Raw genomic sequence first — 18,516 nt, 5'->3', positions numbered from 1 at the left:
GAGTATGGCATTAGTCCTAACAAGAAGAAAATTTTCTTAGATATTGATCGCGCGGTTGTCAGCGCCCAGAGCAGCTTCCTTTACGGCTTCGCTCAGAGTTGGGTGCGCGTGGCAGACGCGGCCAATATCTTCCGCCGAGGCACCAAACTCGATCGCCATGGTGGCTTCGGCAATCAGCTCACCTGCTGCGGGGCCAATAATGTGCACACCCAGCACGCGGTCTGTCTGCTTGTCGGCCAGCACCTTCACAAAGCCATCGGTCATGCCCAGTGCGCGTGCGCGGCCATTGGCAAGGAAGGGGAACTTGCCGGTCTTGTAAGCAACACCCTTGTCCTTGAGCTGCTCTTCCGTAAAGCCCACGGAGGCAACTTCGGGCCATGTGTAAATCACGCCGGGAATGGCATCGTAATTAACGTGTCCGGCCTGCCCGGCCAGCAGTTCGGCCAGCGCCACACCTTCCTCTTCCGCCTTGTGGGCCAGCATGGGACCCGCAATAACGTCCCCAATAGCGTAAATGCCGGGCACGTTGGTTGCGTAATGGGCATCCACTTCCACACGGCCGCGCTTGTCCAGCGCAATACCGGCTTCTTCCAGCCCCATGTTCTTGCTGGCTGCCGTACGGCCAACCGCAACCAGAACCACATCGGCTTCCAGCGTTTCCACCGCGCCACCAGCCGATGGTTCGATGCTGAGCACAACGCCTTTTTTGGTTTTTTCGGCCTTGGTCACCTTGTGGCCCAGCTTCATTTTGAAGCCCTGCTTGGTCAGCAGTTTCTGGAACTGTGCCGCCACTTCATTATCGGTGCCGGGCACCAGACGGTCGAGGAACTCAACCACGGTAACTTCCGCACCAAGGCGGTGCCATACGCTACCCAGTTCCAGCCCGATAACGCCGCCACCAATAACCACCAGACGCTTGGGCACTTCAGACAGTTCAAGCGCACCTGTGGAAGTGACAATAACTTTTTCGTCCACCTCAATACCCGGCAGGTTTGCGCTGTCGCTCCCGCTGGCAATAATGATGTGCTTGGCGGTTACCGGCTTGCCGTCCACACTCAGGCGGCCTGTGCCTTCAACCTTGCCGTGGCCTTTAAGCCAGGTGATGCCGTTTTTCTTGAAAAGGAATTCAACCCCTTTCACGTTGGCACCAACAATATCGGCCTTGCGGGCCTGCATTTTGGCCAGATCAAGCTTTACGCTATCAATCAGCACGCCATGGGCAGCAAAATCATGCCCTGCTGCATGATAGTTTTCTGAAGACTGAAGTAGCGCCTTGGAAGGAATGCAGCCGACATTAAGGCAGGTGCCACCAAGAGTTGCGCGTTTTTCCACGCAGGCAACCTTAAAGCCAAGCTGCGCTGCACGAATGGCGCAAACATACCCACCCGGGCCCGCACCAATAACCACAACGTCATAATCCGTCTCGGCCGGGGGAGCGGCCTGTGCTTCTGCCTTGGGGGCAGGTGCCGCCTGAGCGGGAGCAGCCTGTGCCGCCGGGGCAGCGGCCTTGCCTGCGGCTCCGGCTTCCAGCAGAGCCAGCACGGCGCCAACTTCAACCTCGTCCCCTTCCTTGACCGCGTGGTTTTCCAGCCGACCGGCGGCGGGGGCAGGCACTTCCACGCTCACCTTATCCGTTTCCAGCTCCACAACCGGTTCGTCTTCCTTGACCGCTTCGCCCGGCTGCTTCAGCCACTTCCCTACCGTGGCGGTGGTCACACTTTCTCCAAGGGTTGGTACTTTAATTTCGGTCGGCATGGGTATTGTCTCGCTCACGTTAGGGTCTGCAAAAAAGGAAAGGCCGGAGAGCAGCACCAAGGCAGCCTCCGGCCTGTGCCAGTGTCAGATCAGACGTCAATCAACAGGCGGCGGGGGTCTTCCACATTCTGCTTGAGCCGGACAAGGAAGCTGACCGCCTCCTTACCATCCACAATGCGATGATCGTAGGACAGGGCCACATACATCATGGGGCGGATGACCACCTGACCGTTTACGGCAACCGGGCGTTCCTGAATGGAATGCATGCCCAGAATACCGGACTGCGGGGAGTTCAGGATCGGGGTGGACAGCAACGAACCGTAAATGCCGCCATTGGTGATGGAGAAGGTACCGCCGGAGAGTTCGTCCAGCTTGAGTGTGCCTTCCCGCGCGGCCTTGCCAAACCCGGAAATGGTTTTTTCAATCTGGGCAAAACCCATTTTGTCGGCATCGCGGATAACCGGCACCACCAGACCGTTGGGGCCACCCACGGCAATACCAAGGTTGATGAAGTCGCGGTAAATTACGTCTTCACCATCGATTTCGGCGTTAATGGCCGGGAATTCCTTAAGTGCCGCAATAACAGCACGGGAGAAGATGGACATATAACCCAGCTTCACACCATGCTTTTTAACAAAGCTGTCCTGGAATTCGGCACGCAGCGCCATGGCACCGGACATGTCGATTTCGTTAAACGTGGTCAGCATGGCCGCCGTGTTCTGCGCTTCCTTCAGGCGGCGGGCAATGGTGCGGCGCAGGCGCGTCATTTTTACGCGTTCTTCACGCGGGTCGTCCTTGCGGGCGGCTTTGGGTGCAGCGGCGGGGGCTGCCCCCTGCGGCTGGGACAAAAAGCCCAGGACATCGCCTTTGGTAATCCGCCCGCCAAGGCCCGTGCCCTGACCAACCTGCCCGGCACTCAGGCCATTTTCGGCCATGATCTTGCGTGCAGCAGGCAGAGCAGCTGCGGGATCAACTGCCCCGGCCGCAGGCTGTGCTGCGGGGGCGGGAGTTGCAGGGGCTTCCACCTTCTTTTCCGCGGCTACAGCCTTGGGCGCTGCGGGGGCTGCCCCTGCCTTGCCGGGTTCAACGGTTGCCAGCAGGGCACCCACTTCAACCTCGTCCCCTTCCTTGACGGCCTGCGGGCCAAGCACACCAGCCTGCGGGGCGGCAACTTCCACACTGACCTTATCAGTTTCAAGTTCAACGACTGGTTCGTCTTCCTTGACCGCCTCACCCGGCTGCTTCAGCCATTTGGCAATGGTTGCCGTGGTCACGCTCTCGCCCAGTGTTGGCACCTTGATCTCGACTGACATCCTGTTCCCCATTCTTCTCAAGAAAGCCCCTGTGTGGGGTAATGGTTTTGCCACACAGGGTTTTTCTTCCGCGTAAGGCGGACAATTTTTCTAAAATTCCAGACCCTGCTCAGCGAGCCGCCTTCAACCCAAGTGCGCGGTCCACAAGGTCCGCCTGCTCGGCGGCATGGATACGTGCAAGACCCGTTGCCGGGCTGGCTGCGGCAGCACGCCCCACATACTGCGGGCGCCCCGCCTTGTGGCCTGCACGCACCAGAGCTTTTTCAATCCGCCGGTCCACAAAGTGCCACGCGCCACCATTTTCCGTTTCTTCCTGACACCAGACAATATCTGCCTCAGGATAACGCTTGAGCTCGGCTGCGAGTGCTGCTTCTGGGAAGGGGTAGAGTTGCTCCACACGCACGATGGCGACATCCTTGATGTCCTTTTCGCGCCGGGCGGCAAGCAGGTCGTAATAAACCTTGCCCGAGCAGACCACCACGCGGCGGACCTTGGCATCCGGCCCCAGAGCATCCACCTCGGGCAGAACGGGGCTGAAGCGCGTCCCCGGCCCGAAATCGGCCAGAGCAGAAACCGCGAGCTTGTGGCGCAGGAGGGATTTGGGCTCCATCAGCACCAGCGGCTTGCGGTAATCCAGCTTGAGCTGGCGACGCAGCGCGTGGAAGTAGTTTGCAGGCGTGGTGATGTTGCAGACAAACATGTTATCTTCCGCGCAAAGCTGGAGATAACGCTCCAGACGCGCGGAGGAGTGTTCCGGCCCCTGCCCTTCGTACCCGTGGGGCAGAAGCAGCACCAGACCGGACATGCGCAGCCACTTGGTCTCACCCGATGCGATAAACTGGTCAATAATGACCTGTGCACAGTTGGCGAAGTCCCCGAACTGGGCTTCCCACAGAACCAGCGTCTGCGGGTTGCGTACGGAGTAACCGTATTCAAAACCCAGCACGCCGTATTCGGACAGCAGCGAGTTCCAGATTTCGATTTTGGCCTGATCCGCCTGAATATGGTTCAGCGGTGTGCAGGGGGTCTGGTTGACCTGATCGGTCCATGTTGCATGGCGCTGGCTGAAGGTCCCGCGCTGGCAGTCCTCGCCAGACAGGCGTACACGGTGGCCTTCCAGCAGGAGCGAGCCAAAGCCCATGGCCTCACCCGTTGCCCAGTCGAACCCTTCGCCCGAGCTGAACATGGCCGCCTTGGCCTTGAGCTGGCGCGCAATTTTGGAATTGAGGTTGAACCCTTCGGGCACCTTGGTAATGGCCGCCCCAATTTTTTGCAGCGCATCCAGAGCCACACCCGTATCGGGCCATGCCTGTTCGGGCTTCTGCCCCGGTGCGGTTAGCCCCTTCCAGCCGCCTTCCAGCCAGTCTGCCTTGTTAACCTTGTAGGACTCAGCAGCCTTGTAATCCGCTTCCAACCGGTCCTGGAACGCATCCCACTGGGCCTGCGCTTCGGCCTCGGTCATGACCCCTGCTTCCACAACACGGCGGGCATACAGGGTGTGCGGCGTTTCGTGGCTGGCAATGGCCTTGTACATGACGGGCTGGGTAAAGACCGGCTCGTCCGTTTCGTTGTGGCCATGGCGGCGGTAGCAGACAATGTCGAGCACAATGTCGCTGGCAAATCTGAGGCGATAATCCGCGGCAAGGCGTGAGGCGTAGATAACGGCCTCGGCATCATCCCCATTCACATGCAGGACAGGTGCCTCAATGGATTTGGCAAGGTCAGTGCCATACACACCGGAATGCCCGCATTCGGGGTTGGTGGTAAAGCCGATCTGGTTGTTGACCACCATATGGATGGTCCCACCCGTGCGGTAGCCGGGGAGCTGGGACATGGCAAAGGTTTCGTAAACAATACCCTGCCCGGCAAATGCCGCATCACCATGAATGATAATGCCCATGCTGCCAGTGCGGTTTTGCGTATCGCCCGCATCATCCTGCGTTGCGCGCACCTTGCCCAGCACAACGGAATCCACGGCCTCAAGATGCGAAGGGTTGGGCAGGAGCGAAATATGGACCGAGCGCCCGCTCACTTCCACATCCGCCGAAGACCCCAGATGGTACTTGACGTCCCCCGAGCCTTCCACATTGTCGGGCTTGAAGGAGCCACCGGCAAATTCGTTAAAAATGGCCACGTAAGGCTTGCGCACTACATTGACCAGCGTGTTCAGGCGGCCACGATGGGCCATGCCGATGGTGACCGAGCCAACACCCTGCACTGCGGACTGGTCCACAATGGCGTGCAGTGCGGGAATGGAGATTTCCCCCCCTTCCAGCCCAAAGCGCTTCGCACCCACGTAGCGCTTCTGGCAGAAGGCTTCGAACCCTTCTGCTTCAGCCAGATTTTTAAGAATGCTCTTACGTTCGGCCACGCTGACATTCTGCTGCCAGTTATCGCTTTCCAGCCGGTTGCGGAACCATTCGCGCTGCTCGGTATTCCGGGCATACAGGTATTCCGCACCAATATTGCCACAGTATACCGTGCGCAGGGCCGCAATAACGTCCTTGACCTTGGCTGTGTTGCGCCCCTTGAGCAGAGGCTCCAGCAGGGAGCCAATAAAAACCTCACGCTCCAGATCCTTGGGGCCAAAGCCGTAGGTCTGGGGGTTCAGTTCCTCACGCTGGGTGGGAACCTTGAGCCCGAGCGGGTCAAGCGTTGCTTCCAGATGACCAAATTCGCGGTAGGCGCGGACCAGCCGGGCAATAGCCAGACTATCCTGCGCGGCCAGACCGCCAGCCGGGCCACCCTTGGCAGGTGGTGGCGGCTCTTCCCCCGTAATAATGGACGGGCGCGGTGCCCAGGATGCGCCAAGCGCATCATGCAGCACGGCCGCCTCGTCATCCCCCAGCGAGCTGAAGAGAATATCGAAGGAGGGATCTACACTTTTTGGATCCTTTGCCCACTGGGCATACAAATCCGCAAGGTACGCGATATTGGCACCGTTCAGAGCGGTTGCCAGCATATCCGATACCGCCATCTCACATTCCTCCCTGTCGCGGGGTGATCACGCGCCGCAGACCAGATGTTGTGTCACACTCCAACGTAAGCCGGACCATCTTTTCCTTCACCCCACCCATACGGCAGAGTGCCCTTGATATCCCTTGCCAGAAGCACACAGCCCCCGGCTCTTTCTGTCTCAAGAGCTAGACCGGCCATGGGAGCGGAACAAGGGCACCGCCTGTCACGCTCTAGCGAGGCTGTGCGCCGCCTGTGCTGCCTGTGCACCATGCTCAAGCCAGCTTTCACTGCCCATTTCCGCCAGACGGGAGGCTGTACGGGCAAATGCGTCCGATCCTTCGCCCTCGGTAAACAGTTTGTCAGGTGCGGCCGCAGCCGAGGCAAACAGCAGGTTTCCGTTGTCGTACAAGGCATCTATGAGGGTAATGAAGCGCCGCGCCAGATTGGCCTCGTCCTGTCCCATGCAGGGAATGTTGTCGATCACGACAACGGGAAAACGCCTTGCCAGTGCCAGATAATCGTTCGGCCCCAGCGGTTTTCCACACAAAGAGTTGAAATCGAACCGGCACACCGGCCCTGCCGCCTGCTCCACCTCAAAACTGCGGCCAATAAACTCCAACGTGACCGGCTGGGGGCTGGCACCACCGGCCTGATGGGCAAAAATACGGTCCAGCGTGGCGTGGGCCTGCGCATCGGCCGGGACCAGCCATGTCTGCCGGTCCTGCTCGCGCCCGCGCCGGTAATCCCGTGGCGAATCCAGCTCGATCGTATCCAGCTCACGCCGGATAATGGCAATGAACGGCTTAAAGGCATCCGCCCCCGGCCTGTTCTGGAACAACTGGGAAGGCTCGGTGTTGGAGGTGGCCACAATCACCACGCCATCTGCAAACAGGGCCTCGAACAGGCGGCCCAGAATCATGGCATCGGCAATGTCGTTCACCTGAAACTCGTCAAAGCACAAAAGCTGCACACGGGCTGCAATGGCTTTGGCCAGCGGGGGAATGGGGTCGGCCATACCGGGGTTGGCGGCCTTGAGGGCATGCAGCTTCTGGTGCACGTCCTGCATGAAGCGCAGAAAATGGATGCGCTCCTTGAGCCGGACAGGCGCACAGCCAAAAAACAGATCCATGACCATGGTTTTGCCCCGGCCGACCCGCCCCACAATATAAAGCCCGCGCGGGCGGTCCTGCGTGGGCTGTGCGGGCTGGCTCATCAGCTTTTTGGCAAGTCCTGCCAAAAAGCCCCTGCCTTTGCTGGCGGGGCTGGCCGCCTGCGGCGCGCGCGCGGGCATGGTGGCAAGTTCGCGCCACAACTGGTCCAGACGTTCGACCACACGGGCCTGATCCGGATCGCTCTTGATGTCCCCGGTCGCAATGCGCTGCCGGTAAACTGCCAGAGGCCCCTGTGCGGTCGCAGCGGAGGCCCCGCTCGTGTTCATGTCTGTCATAAGTCTGCCCGATAACGGCTTGAAGGCTCTTTCCGCAAGTATCAACACCTCTCCTAACCGTGTCGTGACAAGGCCGAAGGGCTCTGGTGCTGTTGGAAGGTCCAACATACCCATATCGGAGTCCATGTCATGACCGACTGGAATGCTTATCGCGCCAATATGCAAAAAAACGTCAAGGCACTGGCACAGCTAACCCCAAACACACTCAAAGGGTTGCAAACGCTGGAAACACCTCTGCCTGAACTGAAGCATCTGGACGCTAAAACGCGCGAGCTGATTGCGCTGGCCGTAGCCGTAACCACACGGTGTGATGGCTGTATTGCCGTACACTCCGCTGCCGCCCGCAAGGTAGGCGCCAGCAAGGAGGAAATAGCCGAAGCCCTTGGCGTGGCCGTGGCACTGAACGCAGGGGCCGCCCTTGTCTATTCCAGCCGGGTGATGGAAGCGTTTGACAGCACGGAAAGCTGACCAACGCCCCATAAACAGGCGTGGGTGCCACGCCAGCACACACCTTATTCCGCCTGAGCCAGAGGTAGGGTGGGCATACCGTGGCCGCCGGGCTTAAGCACCCACAGCCGCTCCCCCCGTGTTTGCCGGTCACTGACCACCCGCACGCCCGAAGCCAGAAAAACCGCCTGTGCTCCCACGCGCCAGGCAGAAAAACGATCCAGCCGGACTGCAACATCGGGGCATGATTCCCTTAAGGGGGCCACGCTCACCACCAGATCAGCCTGCGCGCACAGGTCTGGGGGGAGCAGGCTGCGCCCGTCCGAGGGATCATGCACACGCAGCACCACTTCGTGCTTATTGCGGAGCAGGGTGCAGGTGCCCCCGGCATCGCCCTCCCCGCAGATCAGGCTGCCATCGGGTGTTTCGACCGCCTGCTCCGCCGTGGTGGAAAAACCGGTTACAGGTATGGCCAGTGCCTGTGCCCAGGCAGCCTTTATGGCCCGCTCATCCCGCGCATGGCCCATAACCAGTATGGCCGTGTGATCGCGCACCCCCATTAACTGCCCATCCGGGCTGATCAGGAGGTCCGGCCGGCTCACCAGCCATGGGCTCAGGGTGGCACACAGTACAACAGGCATGCCCCACCACCGCAGCCGCCACCGCCACAAACACAGCCAGCACAGGCCCAGAAGCACACCGGCAAGCCCCCAGCCGGGCATGGCGGGCACCTCCATGCTCGCACCCGGCCAAGCTGCCACACTCCGCGCCAGCCACAGCACAACACGCACACCGGCATCCATCAGGTATAAAAAAGGAGCCTCTGCATGCAGGGGCATGGCCACCAGCGCCGCCAGCCCCAGCGGCATAACCCAAACGCCCATAAGCGGCACGGCCAGCAGGTTGGCCAGCACAAAAAACGGCTGCACCACCCCAAAATGGGCCATCACCACCGGCAAGGTGGCCGTGCCAGCCAAAAGGCTGGTCAGCACCAGCATAACACCATGCCGGGCCAGCCCGTGTCTGGCTCCCGTAAGCCCGGACAGGCCGCGGGTCAGGCGGGGTTGCAGGAGCTCATACCCTGCCACAAGCGCCATAACCGCGGCCATGGACATTTGAAAAGCCACATCCAGCACAACCTGCGGTGCCACCAGCAGCATAAGGGTTGCCGCCAGCGCCAACCCCCGCATGGACACGGCCCTGCGCCCCACCATAAGCCCCAGCACCACAACACTGGCCATAAGCCAGCTCCGCACGGCGGGCAGGTGCGCGCCAGTAAGCAGCACATACCCCCCGCCCACACCCCATGCCACAAAGGCGGAAAGCGCCTTGCAGGGCCACCGCAGGGCGGCATATTCCCACGCGGCCAGCGCCATGCGGCAAACCAGCATGGCCGCCCCCATAACAAGGCCAAGGTGCAAGCCCGCTACCGCCAGCAGATGCGCAAGCCCGGAGGCGGCAAAGTCTTCCCGCACATCCTGCGGAACGGCCTCTGCCCTGCCATCCAGCAAGGTGGCGACAACAGCCCCGGAAGGGCCGGGCAGAACAGCCCGCACACGCGCGTTAACCCGCCCGCGCACGGTAGCCACCCCCTGCCAGAAGCCCGATACCCTGCCCTGTGCCCCCGGCTCCACCTGCACGGGCTCCAGCGCATAACCACTTCCTGCCTGCCCGGAAAACCATGCCTCGAACTGCCTGTCCCGCCCACCGGGCAAGGCGGGAAAAGGCGGGGGTTGCAGCATAGTCCGCACCCGCACGCCATCCCCCGGCGCGAGCAGGGCCGAATCGTTTTGCACCAGCCGTATAGCCAGAGTGCGGCGCAGGGGGGCCATGCCATCATCTACAAAATCATGCAGAACCACCTGCGCAAGGGTCACGCGCCGTACCGGCTCCCCCTGCCCTGTGGGCGCGGGAAAAAAGGCAACATCGCGCACAATGCCGGAAATTTCGGTACCCCGGCGGGGCAGTTCAGGCATGGGCGGCTGGCGGTGTGCTGCGCACCATGCTGCACCAAACCCCACAGCCAACGCCATGCCAGCCCCACCAGCCAGCCGCGCCACAAGGCTCTGCCGCCAGTAAAAACAGGCCCCAAGGCACAGGCCCACTACCCCTGCGGGTACGCCCACGCCACCGAGCAGCCCCGGCTCATACGGCCATAAAAAATAGGCGAGCGCCCCCAGCGCCAGCAGGACCGGAACCCACAGCACCAACCGCCTGAACTCCGCATCCAGCAACACCATGACAGACATCGGGTTCAGCATATGGCTCCCTGCGCCTGCGCGTGATAAAGAAGCGCCCCATGACGACCATCCGCACACGCTTTGCGCCGAGTCCGACAGGCCTGCTGCATATTGGCAACGCCCGCGCAGCCCTGTTCAACTTCCTCTTTGCCCGTCACCATGGCGGTCAATTCCTCCTGCGTATTGAAGATACCGACCGCGAACGCTCCACCCAACAGGCCGTAGATGTTATTTTTGCGGGTCTGGACTGGATGGGCATTACGCCGGATGAGGAACCCGTCTTCCAGTCCTCGCGGGAGGCACGCCACCGCGAGGTTGCACTGGAACTGCTTGAAAAAGGTCTGGCCTACAAGTGCTACTGCACGCCAGAAGAACTCAGGCAGATGCGCGAAGACGCCACAAAAAATGGCCTGCCCCCGCGCTATAACGGCCTGTGGCGCGACCGCGACCCGGCAGACGCGCCTGCGGGTGCCCCCTACGCCATCCGCATCAAGGCCCCGCGTGAAGGGGATGCGGTTATTGATGATCTGGTGCAGGGCGAAGTCCGCGTGGCCAATGTGGAACTGGATGACATGATCATCCTGCGGTCCGATGGCACCCCCACCTACCAGCACGCCGTGGTGGTGGATGACCACGACATGGCCATTACCCACGTGATCCGTGGTGATGACCACCTGACCAACACCTTCCGTCAGGCCATGATCTACCGCGCCATGGGCTGGGACCTGCCGCGCTTTGGCCATCTGCCGCTTATTCATGGCCCCGATGGCGCCAAACTTTCCAAACGCCATGGCGCGCAGTCCGTGGTGGAATTCCGCGACATGGGCTACCTGCCCGAAGCCCTTTGCAACTACCTGCTCCGTCTGGGCTGGGGGCATGGGGATGCGGAAATCCTCTCGCGCGAAGAACAGATCAAGCTGTTCGACATTGATGGTGTGGGCCGTGCGCCCTCGCGCATGGATTACGCCAAGCTCGACCACATCAACGCCGTATGGCTGCGGCAGGCGGATGACGTGCGCCTGACGGATGACGTTATGGAACGCCTGAAAAAAGTTGAAGGCGTTAATGTGGACGAAACCACCCGTGCCCGTGTGCTGTCCCTTATGCCCGGCCTTAAGGAACGCGCACGCACACTGGTTGAGCTGACCGAGAACGCCGCCTTCCTTGGCCGCCATGTGCCCCTGCCCATGAACGCCAAAGCCGAAAAGCTGCTCACCCCCGAAGGCCGCGCCCTGCTGGGTGAACTGGCGCGGGATCTGGCCGTGGTGGAACCCTTCAGCCCCGAAAACATAGATGCCGCCCTGCGCGCCTTTGCCGAGCGTGGTGGCCACAAGCTTGGTCAGGTTGCCCAGCCACTGCGCGCGGCCGTAACCGGCTCCAACTCCTCCCCCGGGATTGATGCCACGTTGCAGGCACTCGGCCGAGATGAAACACTGGCCAGAATAGGAGCCGTACTGCATGGCTAGCTTTCCCGGCCGCCACACCCGGCATCTGCTCGGGCTGGAGGGCATGACGCCAGACCAGATCGAGCCGCTGCTGGATCTGGCCGAGAGCTATGCCCTGCTCAACCGCTCCCGCAAGGTCCCGCGCGATGTGCTGCGCGGGCGCACCTTGATCAACCTGTTTTTTGAAGACAGTACGCGCACGCGTACCTCCTTTGAACTGGCAGGCAAGCGGCTGGGGGCGGACGTGATCAACATGTCCGTCGCCCAGTCCTCGGTGAACAAGGGGGAAACCCTGCTGGACACCGCAGCCACCCTTAATGCCATGCGCACGGACCTGCTGGTGGTCCGCCACTCCCAGTCCGGTGCGCCTGCCCTGCTGGCCCGCAAGGTGGAAGCCTCGGTCGTGAATGCGGGCGATGGCATGCACGAGCACCCCACGCAGGCTTTGCTGGATGCGCTGACCATCCGCCGCCACCATGGCACTCTGGGGGGGCTTAAAGTCGCCATCTGTGGGGATGTCGCCCATTCCCGCGTGGCGCGCTCCAATATTCATCTGCTCACCACAATGGGCAGTTCCGTGCGCCTTGTAGGCCCGCCCACACTGGTGCCGGGCAACCTTGGCCAGCTTGGGGTAGACATCCACCACAGCATGGAAGACGGCCTGCGCGATGTGGATGTGGTGATGATGCTGCGCCTACAGCGCGAGCGCATGTCCTCCGGGCTTATTCCCAGCGCGCGCGAATACTTCCGCTTTTTTGGTCTGGACCGCAGGCGGCTGGATCTGGCGCACAAAAACGCGCTGGTCATGCACCCCGGCCCCATGAACCGGGGCGTGGAAATTGACAGCTCCGTTGCCGATTCCGACCAGAGCGTTATTCAGGAACAGGTGGAAATGGGTGTGGCCGTACGCATGGCCGTTCTGGACCGCCTTACACGCAGCAGGCAAACGCCATGACCACCGTTGTTTTTGAAAATGTTCGCCTGATCGACCCTGCCTCCGGGCTGGACCAACCCGGCCGCCTGCTTGTGCGCGACGGGCAGATAGCCGGCATAGACAAACCCGGTGCAGAAGGCAGGCCGGAAGGGGCCGCCCATGTGGATGGGCAAGGTGCCGTGCTCTGCCCCGGTCTTGTGGACATGCGCGTGGAAATTGGTGAACCCGGCTACGAATACCGTGAGACCATAGCCTCCGCCACCCGTGCTGCCTCTGCCGGGGGGATTACCACCATTGCAGTACTCCCCACCTGCAAACCCGCCATAGATAACCCAGCTCTGGTCCGGATGCTCCGCGCCCGGGGGGAGGAAACCGGGGCTGTAACCATTCTGCCCTATGGGGCCCTGACCAAAGGGTGCGAAGGCAAGGAACTGGCCGAAATCGGCCTGCTGCACGAAGCCGGAGCCGTGGCCTTTACCGATGGTAACCGCGCCATAGACCCTTCCCGCCTTATGCGGCTTGCTCTGGCCTATGCCAGCGGGTTTAACGCCATGGTGGTGCAGCACCCCGAAGACCCATCCCTTGCCGGGTCAGGATGTGCCACATCTGGCGCACTGGCCACCCGCCTTGGGCTTGCGGGCATTCCCACAGCGGCCGAATCGATCATGATCGCGCGGGACATCCGTCTGGCGGAACTGACCGGGGGACGCCTGCATTTTGGCCATGTCTCCACGGGAGAAGGGCTGGACCTGATCCGTCAGGCCAAGGCGCGCGGGCTGAACGTGACATGCGATACAGCCCCCCCCTATTTTGACCTGAACGAAAACGCGATTGGCGATTTCAGAACCTACGCCAAGTTCTCCCCCCCCCTGCGGAGCGAGGAAGACCGGCTGGCCGTATGTGCCGGGCTGGCCGATGGCACGATTGACGCCATTGCCTCCGACCACCACCCGCGGGATGCGGATGACAAGCGCCTGCCCTTTGCGCAGGCCGCAACCGGGGGCACGGGCATGGTGACGCTGCTGGGCGTAACCCTTGCGCGTGTGCATGATGGCACGCTGGGTCTGCCACAGGCTCTTGGCCTGCTGACCTACCGCCCCGCCAGCCTGCTGGGCGTGGAAGCCGGAACACTGGCCGTAGGGGCCATGGCCGACCTGTGTCTGTTTGCCCCAGAGCAGAGCTGGCTGGTAACAGCAGGCAAGCTCCCCGGTCGTGCGCAGAACACTCCATTTGACCGCCGTCCGCTGGAAGGCCGCGTACTGGGCACATGGAAGGCTGGCCAGCGCGTTTATGAGGCAGACGCGGCATGAGCGGGCAGCTTCCCTCCTACGTGCTGTGGCTTATGGCGGCCATGGCGTTCATGGGTTATGCACTGGGGAGTGTTCCGTTCGGGCTGATCCTGACCAACCTTGGCGGTGCGGGGGATTTACGCAGCATCGGCTCGGGCAATATTGGCGCGACCAATGTGCTGCGCACCGGCCGCAAGGACCTTGCCGCCGCAACGCTGGGGCTGGATGCTGGCAAGGGGTTTCTGGCGGTTCTGATCGCATGGGTCATGACCTCGCCCGATTATTCCGACCATACCGCATCTCTTGCGGCCCTTGCGGCGGTGGTGGGGCACTGTTTCCCCGTTTTTCTGGGCTTTCGGGGGGGCAAGGGCGTGGCCACAGGGCTGGGGGCACTGCTTGCCCTCTCCCCCATTACCGGGCTGGTCGGGTGTGCCGTGTGGCTGGGGGTTGCCAAGCTTTCCCGCATTTCCTCCGCCGGGGCGTTGGCTGCCTTTGTGGCCATGCCCGTTGTTATTCTGGCCTTGTATGGGTTTTCCTTTCAGGCCAGCCCAAAGCCCATGGCAACGCTGCTGATCAGCCTGCTGGTCATTGCCCGCCATCATGAAAACATTGCCCGTATCCTGCGGGGGACCGAGTCCCGCATTGGTCAGAAAAAGGACTGACCGGCCTTTGTGCCGGTTGCTCCACCCTTTCGCATGAGCAGCCTGTATGCTGCCCTGCGCCTTGCGCGGACCGAGCAGGTTGGCCCGCGCACATGGCAGCGGCTGGTCGCGCAGTATGGCACGCCAGAGGCGGCACTGGATGCCCTGCCGGGTCTGCCCGCCAGAGGGCGCACACGCCCCAGCATTCCCCCGCGGGACAGGATTGAGCGCGAAATTGAGAACACGCTGGCCCTCGGCGGGCAGTTCCTGACCCTGCTGGACCCGCACTACCCTCCCCTTTTGCGGCATATTCCCGATGCCCCACCCGTACTGAGCATTCTGGGCGACCCTGCCTGCCTGAGCCAGCCGGGCGTTGGCATTGTCGGGGCGCGCAATGCCTCGGCCCAGGGGTTACGGCTGGCCGAAAGTCTGGCCACGGAGATAGCCGACTCCGGCCTGAGCGTTATTTCCGGTCTGGCACGGGGGATAGACAGTGCCGCCCATCATGGCGCGCTTTACAAACAGGGCCTGACCGTTGCCGCCATAGCAGGTGGGCTGGACTGCCCTTACCCACCCCAGAACACCGATTTGCAGGCACGCATTGCCCAAATGGGCGCAGTTGTGACCGAGGCTCCCCTTGGCACCGCCCCGCAAGGCCGCCATTTTCCGCGCCGGAACAGACTTATTGCAGGGCTGGCCCTTGGCTGTGTGGTGGTGGAGGCGGCCCCCCATTCTGGCACGCTGATTACGGCACGCATGGCCGCCGATTACGGGCGGGAGGTCTTTGCCGTGCCCGGCTCCCCGCTGGACCCAAGGTGCAGAGGCAGCAATGATCTGCTGCGCAAGGGGGCCATTCTGGTCGAGCGTGTGTCCGATATTCTGCCCCATATTGCCGTAACTCCACCCCAGAACCCGCCTTTGGCCCTGAGCCGCACAAAATCCACGCCTGACCTGTTTGCATCTCTTCCCCCCTCCGCCACCACAGGTACGGAGGGGAAGGATTTTAAAAATTCACCACAAAAACAAAGCCTTGCGTACACAGCGTCGGCCTTGCCAGCACAGCAGCATGCAGCACCCACCCCAGCCAGACAGCTGCTTGATCTTCTGTCCTTTACACCCATAGCTGTTGACGATCTTATAAGGCGCTGCCAGTTCTCGGCTTCTGTCGTTCTGGCCGCGCTCACCCAGCTTGAGCTGTCAGGTCAGGTGACCACCTATCAGGATGGTCGCGTTGGGCTAACTAACGGGCAGGCAGAAACGAGTAGGTAAGTGCTGCTTCCGGGCAGGTCGGAGAGAGTATGACTGACGTTGTTGTGGTCGAGAGCCCAGCCAAGGCTAAAACGATCAACAAATATCTGGGCGATGGCTACACGGTGCTTGCATCGTTTGGACATGTGCGCGACCTCCCCCCCAAAGATGGGTCCGTCCTGCCCGATGACGGCTTTGCCATGAAGTGGCAGGCCGATGAACGCGGCACAAAGCAGGTTGCTGCCATTATCAAGGCGCTCAAGGGCGCCAAGCACCTCTACCTCGCCACTGACCCGGACCGGGAAGGGGAAGCCATTTCTTGGCATGTGCGCGCCATGCTGGAGGAGCGCAACGCGCTCAAAGGCGTGGACGTGCAGCGTGTCACGTTTAACGAAATTACCAAAAGCGCCATCAAGCACGCCATGGCTCACCCCCGCGAGCTTGATCTGCCGCTGATCGAGGCTTATCTGGCCCGCCGCGCGCTGGATTATCTGGTGGGCTTTACCCTCTCCCCCGTTCTGTGGCGCAAACTGCCCGGCTCGCGCAGTGCTGGCCGGGTGCAATCTGTTGCCCTGCGCCTGATCTGCGAGCGTGAGGCCGAGATCGAGGTGTTTAAGCCGCGGGAATACTGGAGTGTAACCGCGTCCCTGCTCACGCCGGGCAACGCACCCTTTACCGCGCGCCTGACACACCTGAACGGCAAAAAGCTCGACCAGTTTGACCTTGGCAATGCCGAGCAGGCCGAAGCCGCCAAACGCGCGGTGGAAGCCGAGGAACTGAGTGTCCGCTCCATTGAGCGGCGCAAGGTCCGGCGCAACCCGCAGCCACCCTTTACCACCTCCACCTTGCAGCAGGAGGCATCGCGCAAACTGGGCATGAGTGCCCAGACCACCATGCGCACCGCCCAACAGCTCTATGAAGGCATGGAACTGGGGGGGGAAACCGTCGGCCTGATCACCTATATGCGAACCGATGGCGTAACCATGGCGCAGGAAGCCATCCACGCCATTCGCGGGCATATTGGCAGCAAGATTGGCGCAGACTACGTGCCTGCCCAGCCACGCCATTACACATCCAAGGCCAAGAACGCGCAGGAAGCGCATGAGGCCATTCGCCCCACGGATATTTCCCGCACCCCCGAATCCATGGCGCGCTACCTCAACAATGATCAGCGCCGCCTGTACGAACTGGTGTGGAAGCGCGCCGTAGCCAGCCAGATGGAATCGGCAACGCTGGATCAGGTGGCGGTAGATATTGCCGGCCCCTCCGCCCAGACCGTACTGCGCGCCAATGGCTCGATCATTACCTTTGACGGTTTTCTCAAACTCTACCGCGAAGGCCGTGATGATACCGAAAAAGCGGCGGCGGATGATGAATCCCGCATGCTCCCGCCCATGCATGAGAAAGACCCCCTCAAGCGTGAGGACGTAGAGGCAGAGCAGCACTTCACCCAGCCGCCTCCGCGCTATTCCGAGGCATCTCTGGTCAAGAAAATGGAAGAGCTGGGTATTGGTCGGCCCTCTACCTACGCATCCATCCTGACCGTGCTTCAGGACCGCAGTTACGTTCAGCTGGAAAACCGGCGCTTTGTGCCCGAAGCCCGTGGGCGGCTGGTAACTGCGTTCCTTGTTTCCTTTTTCGAGCGGTATGTGGACACGGGCTTTACGGCCAGTCTGGAAGAACTGCTGGATGATATTTCGGACGGTCAGGCCCAGTGGAAGGAAGTTCTGGCCTCCTTCTGGCATGACTTTTCCAAGGCTGTGGGCGACACCAAGGAACTGACCATTACCGATGTGCTGAACGCACTGGACAAGGACCTTGGTCCCTTCTTCTTCCCCCCCCGTGCAGATGGCTCGGACCCGAGGCATTGCGCTGCATGTGGTACGGGGCGGCTTGGCCTTAAGCTGGGGCGTTATGGGGCGTTTATTGGCTGCTCCAACTACCCCGAATGCCAGTTTACCCGCCGGCTGACAGCCGAAAGCGCTGAAGATGGCGATGGCAGCAGCACGCTCAAGGACGGTATGCGCCTGCTGGGCCAGCACCCGCAAACCGGCGAGGATATTACAGTGCGGCAAGGCCCGTGGGGCCTGTATGTGCAGCAGGGCGAACCCGACCCGGCGGACAAAAAAGCCAAGCCCCGCCGCGCATCCCTGCCCAAAGGGATGGATGGCGCCAGCATAACGCTGGATCAGGCTGTTGGCCTGCTCTCCCTCCCCCGCCTTGTGGGCCTGCACCCTGAAACGGGTGAGCCGATAGAGGCCGGTCTGGGCCGGTTTGGGCCATACGTCAAAATGGGTGCGGTTTATGGCTCGCTCGACAAGGATGATGATGTCCTGACCGTGGGGCTGAACCGGGCGGTTGATGCGCTGGCCAAAAAGCTGGCTTCCATCCGCAATCTGGGCAACCACCCCAAGGATGGCGAGCCGGTTATGGTGCGCAAAGGCCGGTTTGGGCCATATGCCCAGCACGGGCAGGTGGTTGCCACCCTGCCACGCGGCACGGATATGGACGAGGTCACGCTGGACGAAGCCGTGGCCCTACTGGCAGACAAGGGCAAGCCTCTCAAAGCCAAGGCCGGAGCCAAAAAAGCCCCAGCCAAGAAAAAAGCGGCCACAAAAACCACGACTGCCAAGGCCACCACAAAAACACCGGCCAAAACTGGCACCAAAACGGCCACCAAGAGTACGACCAAAACCACAAAGGCCAAAGCCGCCGCCACACCAGAAGGCGAAGCCGCACCAGCCAAACCCAAGGCCCGCAAGGCCACCACGACAACGCGCAAAAAAAAGGCTGAATAAC

At 61.6% G+C, this 18,516-nt stretch carries 12 protein-coding genes; 7 read left to right on the top strand and 5 right to left on the bottom strand.

The window, feature by feature from the left end:
• Positions 1–36: 36 nt before the first annotated feature.
• The 4 genes from lpdA to zapE all read right to left on the bottom strand — a co-directional run bounded on the left by lpdA (position 37) and on the right by zapE (position 7,587).
• On the bottom strand, positions 37–1,755 hold the full coding sequence (gene lpdA / locus HK20_RS01310) for a dihydrolipoyl dehydrogenase (RefSeq protein ID WP_086645288.1): 1,719 nt from the start codon (positions 1,753–1,755) through the stop codon (positions 37–39).
• Between the two features lie 89 nt (positions 1,756–1,844).
• Positions 1,845–3,068, bottom strand: a complete 1,224-nt coding sequence (odhB, locus tag HK20_RS01305; RefSeq protein WP_086645287.1) for a 2-oxoglutarate dehydrogenase complex dihydrolipoyllysine-residue succinyltransferase — start codon at positions 3,066–3,068, stop codon at positions 1,845–1,847.
• Positions 3,069–3,177: 109 nt separating this feature from the next.
• Positions 3,178–6,045 carry a 2-oxoglutarate dehydrogenase E1 component gene (locus HK20_RS01300; protein ID WP_086645286.1) on the bottom strand — a complete coding sequence of 956 codons (2,868 nt, stop codon included), beginning with the start codon at positions 6,043–6,045 and terminating at the stop codon, positions 3,178–3,180.
• Between the two features lie 204 nt (positions 6,046–6,249).
• Positions 6,250–7,587, bottom strand: a complete 1,338-nt coding sequence (gene zapE, locus HK20_RS01295; RefSeq protein WP_086645388.1) for a cell division protein ZapE — start codon at positions 7,585–7,587, stop codon at positions 6,250–6,252.
• Positions 7,588–7,602: 15 nt separating this feature from the next.
• Between zapE and HK20_RS01290 the strand changes: the two genes are divergently transcribed.
• The gene (locus tag HK20_RS01290; RefSeq protein WP_086645285.1) at positions 7,603–7,941 is read left to right on the top strand and encodes a carboxymuconolactone decarboxylase family protein; all 339 of its coding nucleotides are present in this window, start codon (positions 7,603–7,605) and stop codon (positions 7,939–7,941) included.
• A 44-nt stretch (positions 7,942–7,985) separates the two neighbouring features.
• Here HK20_RS01290 and HK20_RS01285 read toward each other — a convergent pair whose 3' ends face one another.
• Entirely contained in the window at positions 7,986–10,181 is a 2,196-nt protein-coding gene (locus HK20_RS01285) for a ComEC/Rec2 family competence protein (RefSeq protein WP_086645284.1), read from the bottom strand.
• Positions 10,182–10,219: 38 nt separating this feature from the next.
• Here HK20_RS01285 and gltX point away from each other — a divergent pair, with 38 nt between their 5' ends.
• From gltX to topA, 6 genes are read left to right on the top strand one after another with little or no spacing between them, the layout of a single operon-like run.
• Positions 10,220–11,626, top strand: a complete 1,407-nt coding sequence (gene gltX / locus HK20_RS01280) for a glutamate--tRNA ligase (protein ID WP_086645283.1) — start codon at positions 10,220–10,222, stop codon at positions 11,624–11,626.
• Entirely contained in the window at positions 11,619–12,560 is a 942-nt protein-coding gene (locus tag HK20_RS01275; protein ID WP_025827260.1) for an aspartate carbamoyltransferase catalytic subunit, read from the top strand. Before gltX ends, HK20_RS01275 begins: the two co-directional genes overlap by 8 nt.
• Positions 12,557–13,849 carry a dihydroorotase family protein gene (locus tag HK20_RS01270; RefSeq protein ID WP_086645282.1) on the top strand — a complete coding sequence of 431 codons (1,293 nt, stop codon included), beginning with the start codon at positions 12,557–12,559 and terminating at the stop codon, positions 13,847–13,849. The genes HK20_RS01275 and HK20_RS01270 overlap by 4 nt, the downstream gene beginning before the upstream one ends.
• Positions 13,846–14,490, top strand: a complete 645-nt coding sequence (gene plsY, locus HK20_RS01265) for a glycerol-3-phosphate 1-O-acyltransferase PlsY (protein ID WP_086645281.1) — start codon at positions 13,846–13,848, stop codon at positions 14,488–14,490. Before HK20_RS01270 ends, plsY begins: the two co-directional genes overlap by 4 nt.
• 33 nt (positions 14,491–14,523) lie before the next feature.
• On the top strand, positions 14,524–15,738 hold the full coding sequence (gene dprA, locus HK20_RS01260) for a DNA-processing protein DprA (RefSeq protein ID WP_086645280.1): 1,215 nt from the start codon (positions 14,524–14,526) through the stop codon (positions 15,736–15,738).
• A gap of 29 nt (positions 15,739–15,767) precedes the next feature.
• On the top strand, positions 15,768–18,515 hold the full coding sequence (topA, locus tag HK20_RS01255; RefSeq protein ID WP_086645279.1) for a type I DNA topoisomerase: 2,748 nt from the start codon (positions 15,768–15,770) through the stop codon (positions 18,513–18,515).
• Position 18,516: the final 1 nt, after the last annotated feature.

Origin of the sequence: Acetobacter sp. DsW_54 (assembly GCF_002153575.1) — a bacterium.
Taxonomy (GTDB): Bacteria; Pseudomonadota; Alphaproteobacteria; order Acetobacterales; family Acetobacteraceae; genus Acetobacter; species Acetobacter fabarum.
The sequence above is the reverse complement of the archived record's forward strand: the minus strand, read 5'-3'. Positions and strand labels throughout refer to the sequence as shown.

Coding starts and splice junctions, on each gene's coding strand:
- lpdA (WP_086645288.1), bottom strand. CDS start 1,755: ATGCCGACCGAAATTAAAGTACCAACCCTTGGAGAAAGTGTGACCACC.
- odhB (WP_086645287.1), bottom strand. CDS start 3,068: ATGTCAGTCGAGATCAAGGTGCCAACACTGGGCGAGAGCGTGACCACG.
- HK20_RS01300 (WP_086645286.1), bottom strand. CDS start 6,045: ATGGCGGTATCGGATATGCTGGCAACCGCTCTGAACGGTGCCAATATC.
- zapE (WP_086645388.1), bottom strand. CDS start 7,587: ATGGGTATGTTGGACCTTCCAACAGCACCAGAGCCCTTCGGCCTTGTC.
- HK20_RS01290 (WP_086645285.1), top strand. CDS start 7,603: ATGACCGACTGGAATGCTTATCGCGCCAATATGCAAAAAAACGTCAAG.
- HK20_RS01285 (WP_086645284.1), bottom strand. CDS start 10,181: ATGCTGAACCCGATGTCTGTCATGGTGTTGCTGGATGCGGAGTTCAGG.
- gltX (WP_086645283.1), top strand. CDS start 10,220: ATGACGACCATCCGCACACGCTTTGCGCCGAGTCCGACAGGCCTGCTG.
- HK20_RS01275 (WP_025827260.1), top strand. CDS start 11,619: ATGGCTAGCTTTCCCGGCCGCCACACCCGGCATCTGCTCGGGCTGGAG.
- HK20_RS01270 (WP_086645282.1), top strand. CDS start 12,557: ATGACCACCGTTGTTTTTGAAAATGTTCGCCTGATCGACCCTGCCTCC.
- plsY (WP_086645281.1), top strand. CDS start 13,846: ATGAGCGGGCAGCTTCCCTCCTACGTGCTGTGGCTTATGGCGGCCATG.
- dprA (WP_086645280.1), top strand. CDS start 14,524: ATGAGCAGCCTGTATGCTGCCCTGCGCCTTGCGCGGACCGAGCAGGTT.
- topA (WP_086645279.1), top strand. CDS start 15,768: ATGACTGACGTTGTTGTGGTCGAGAGCCCAGCCAAGGCTAAAACGATC.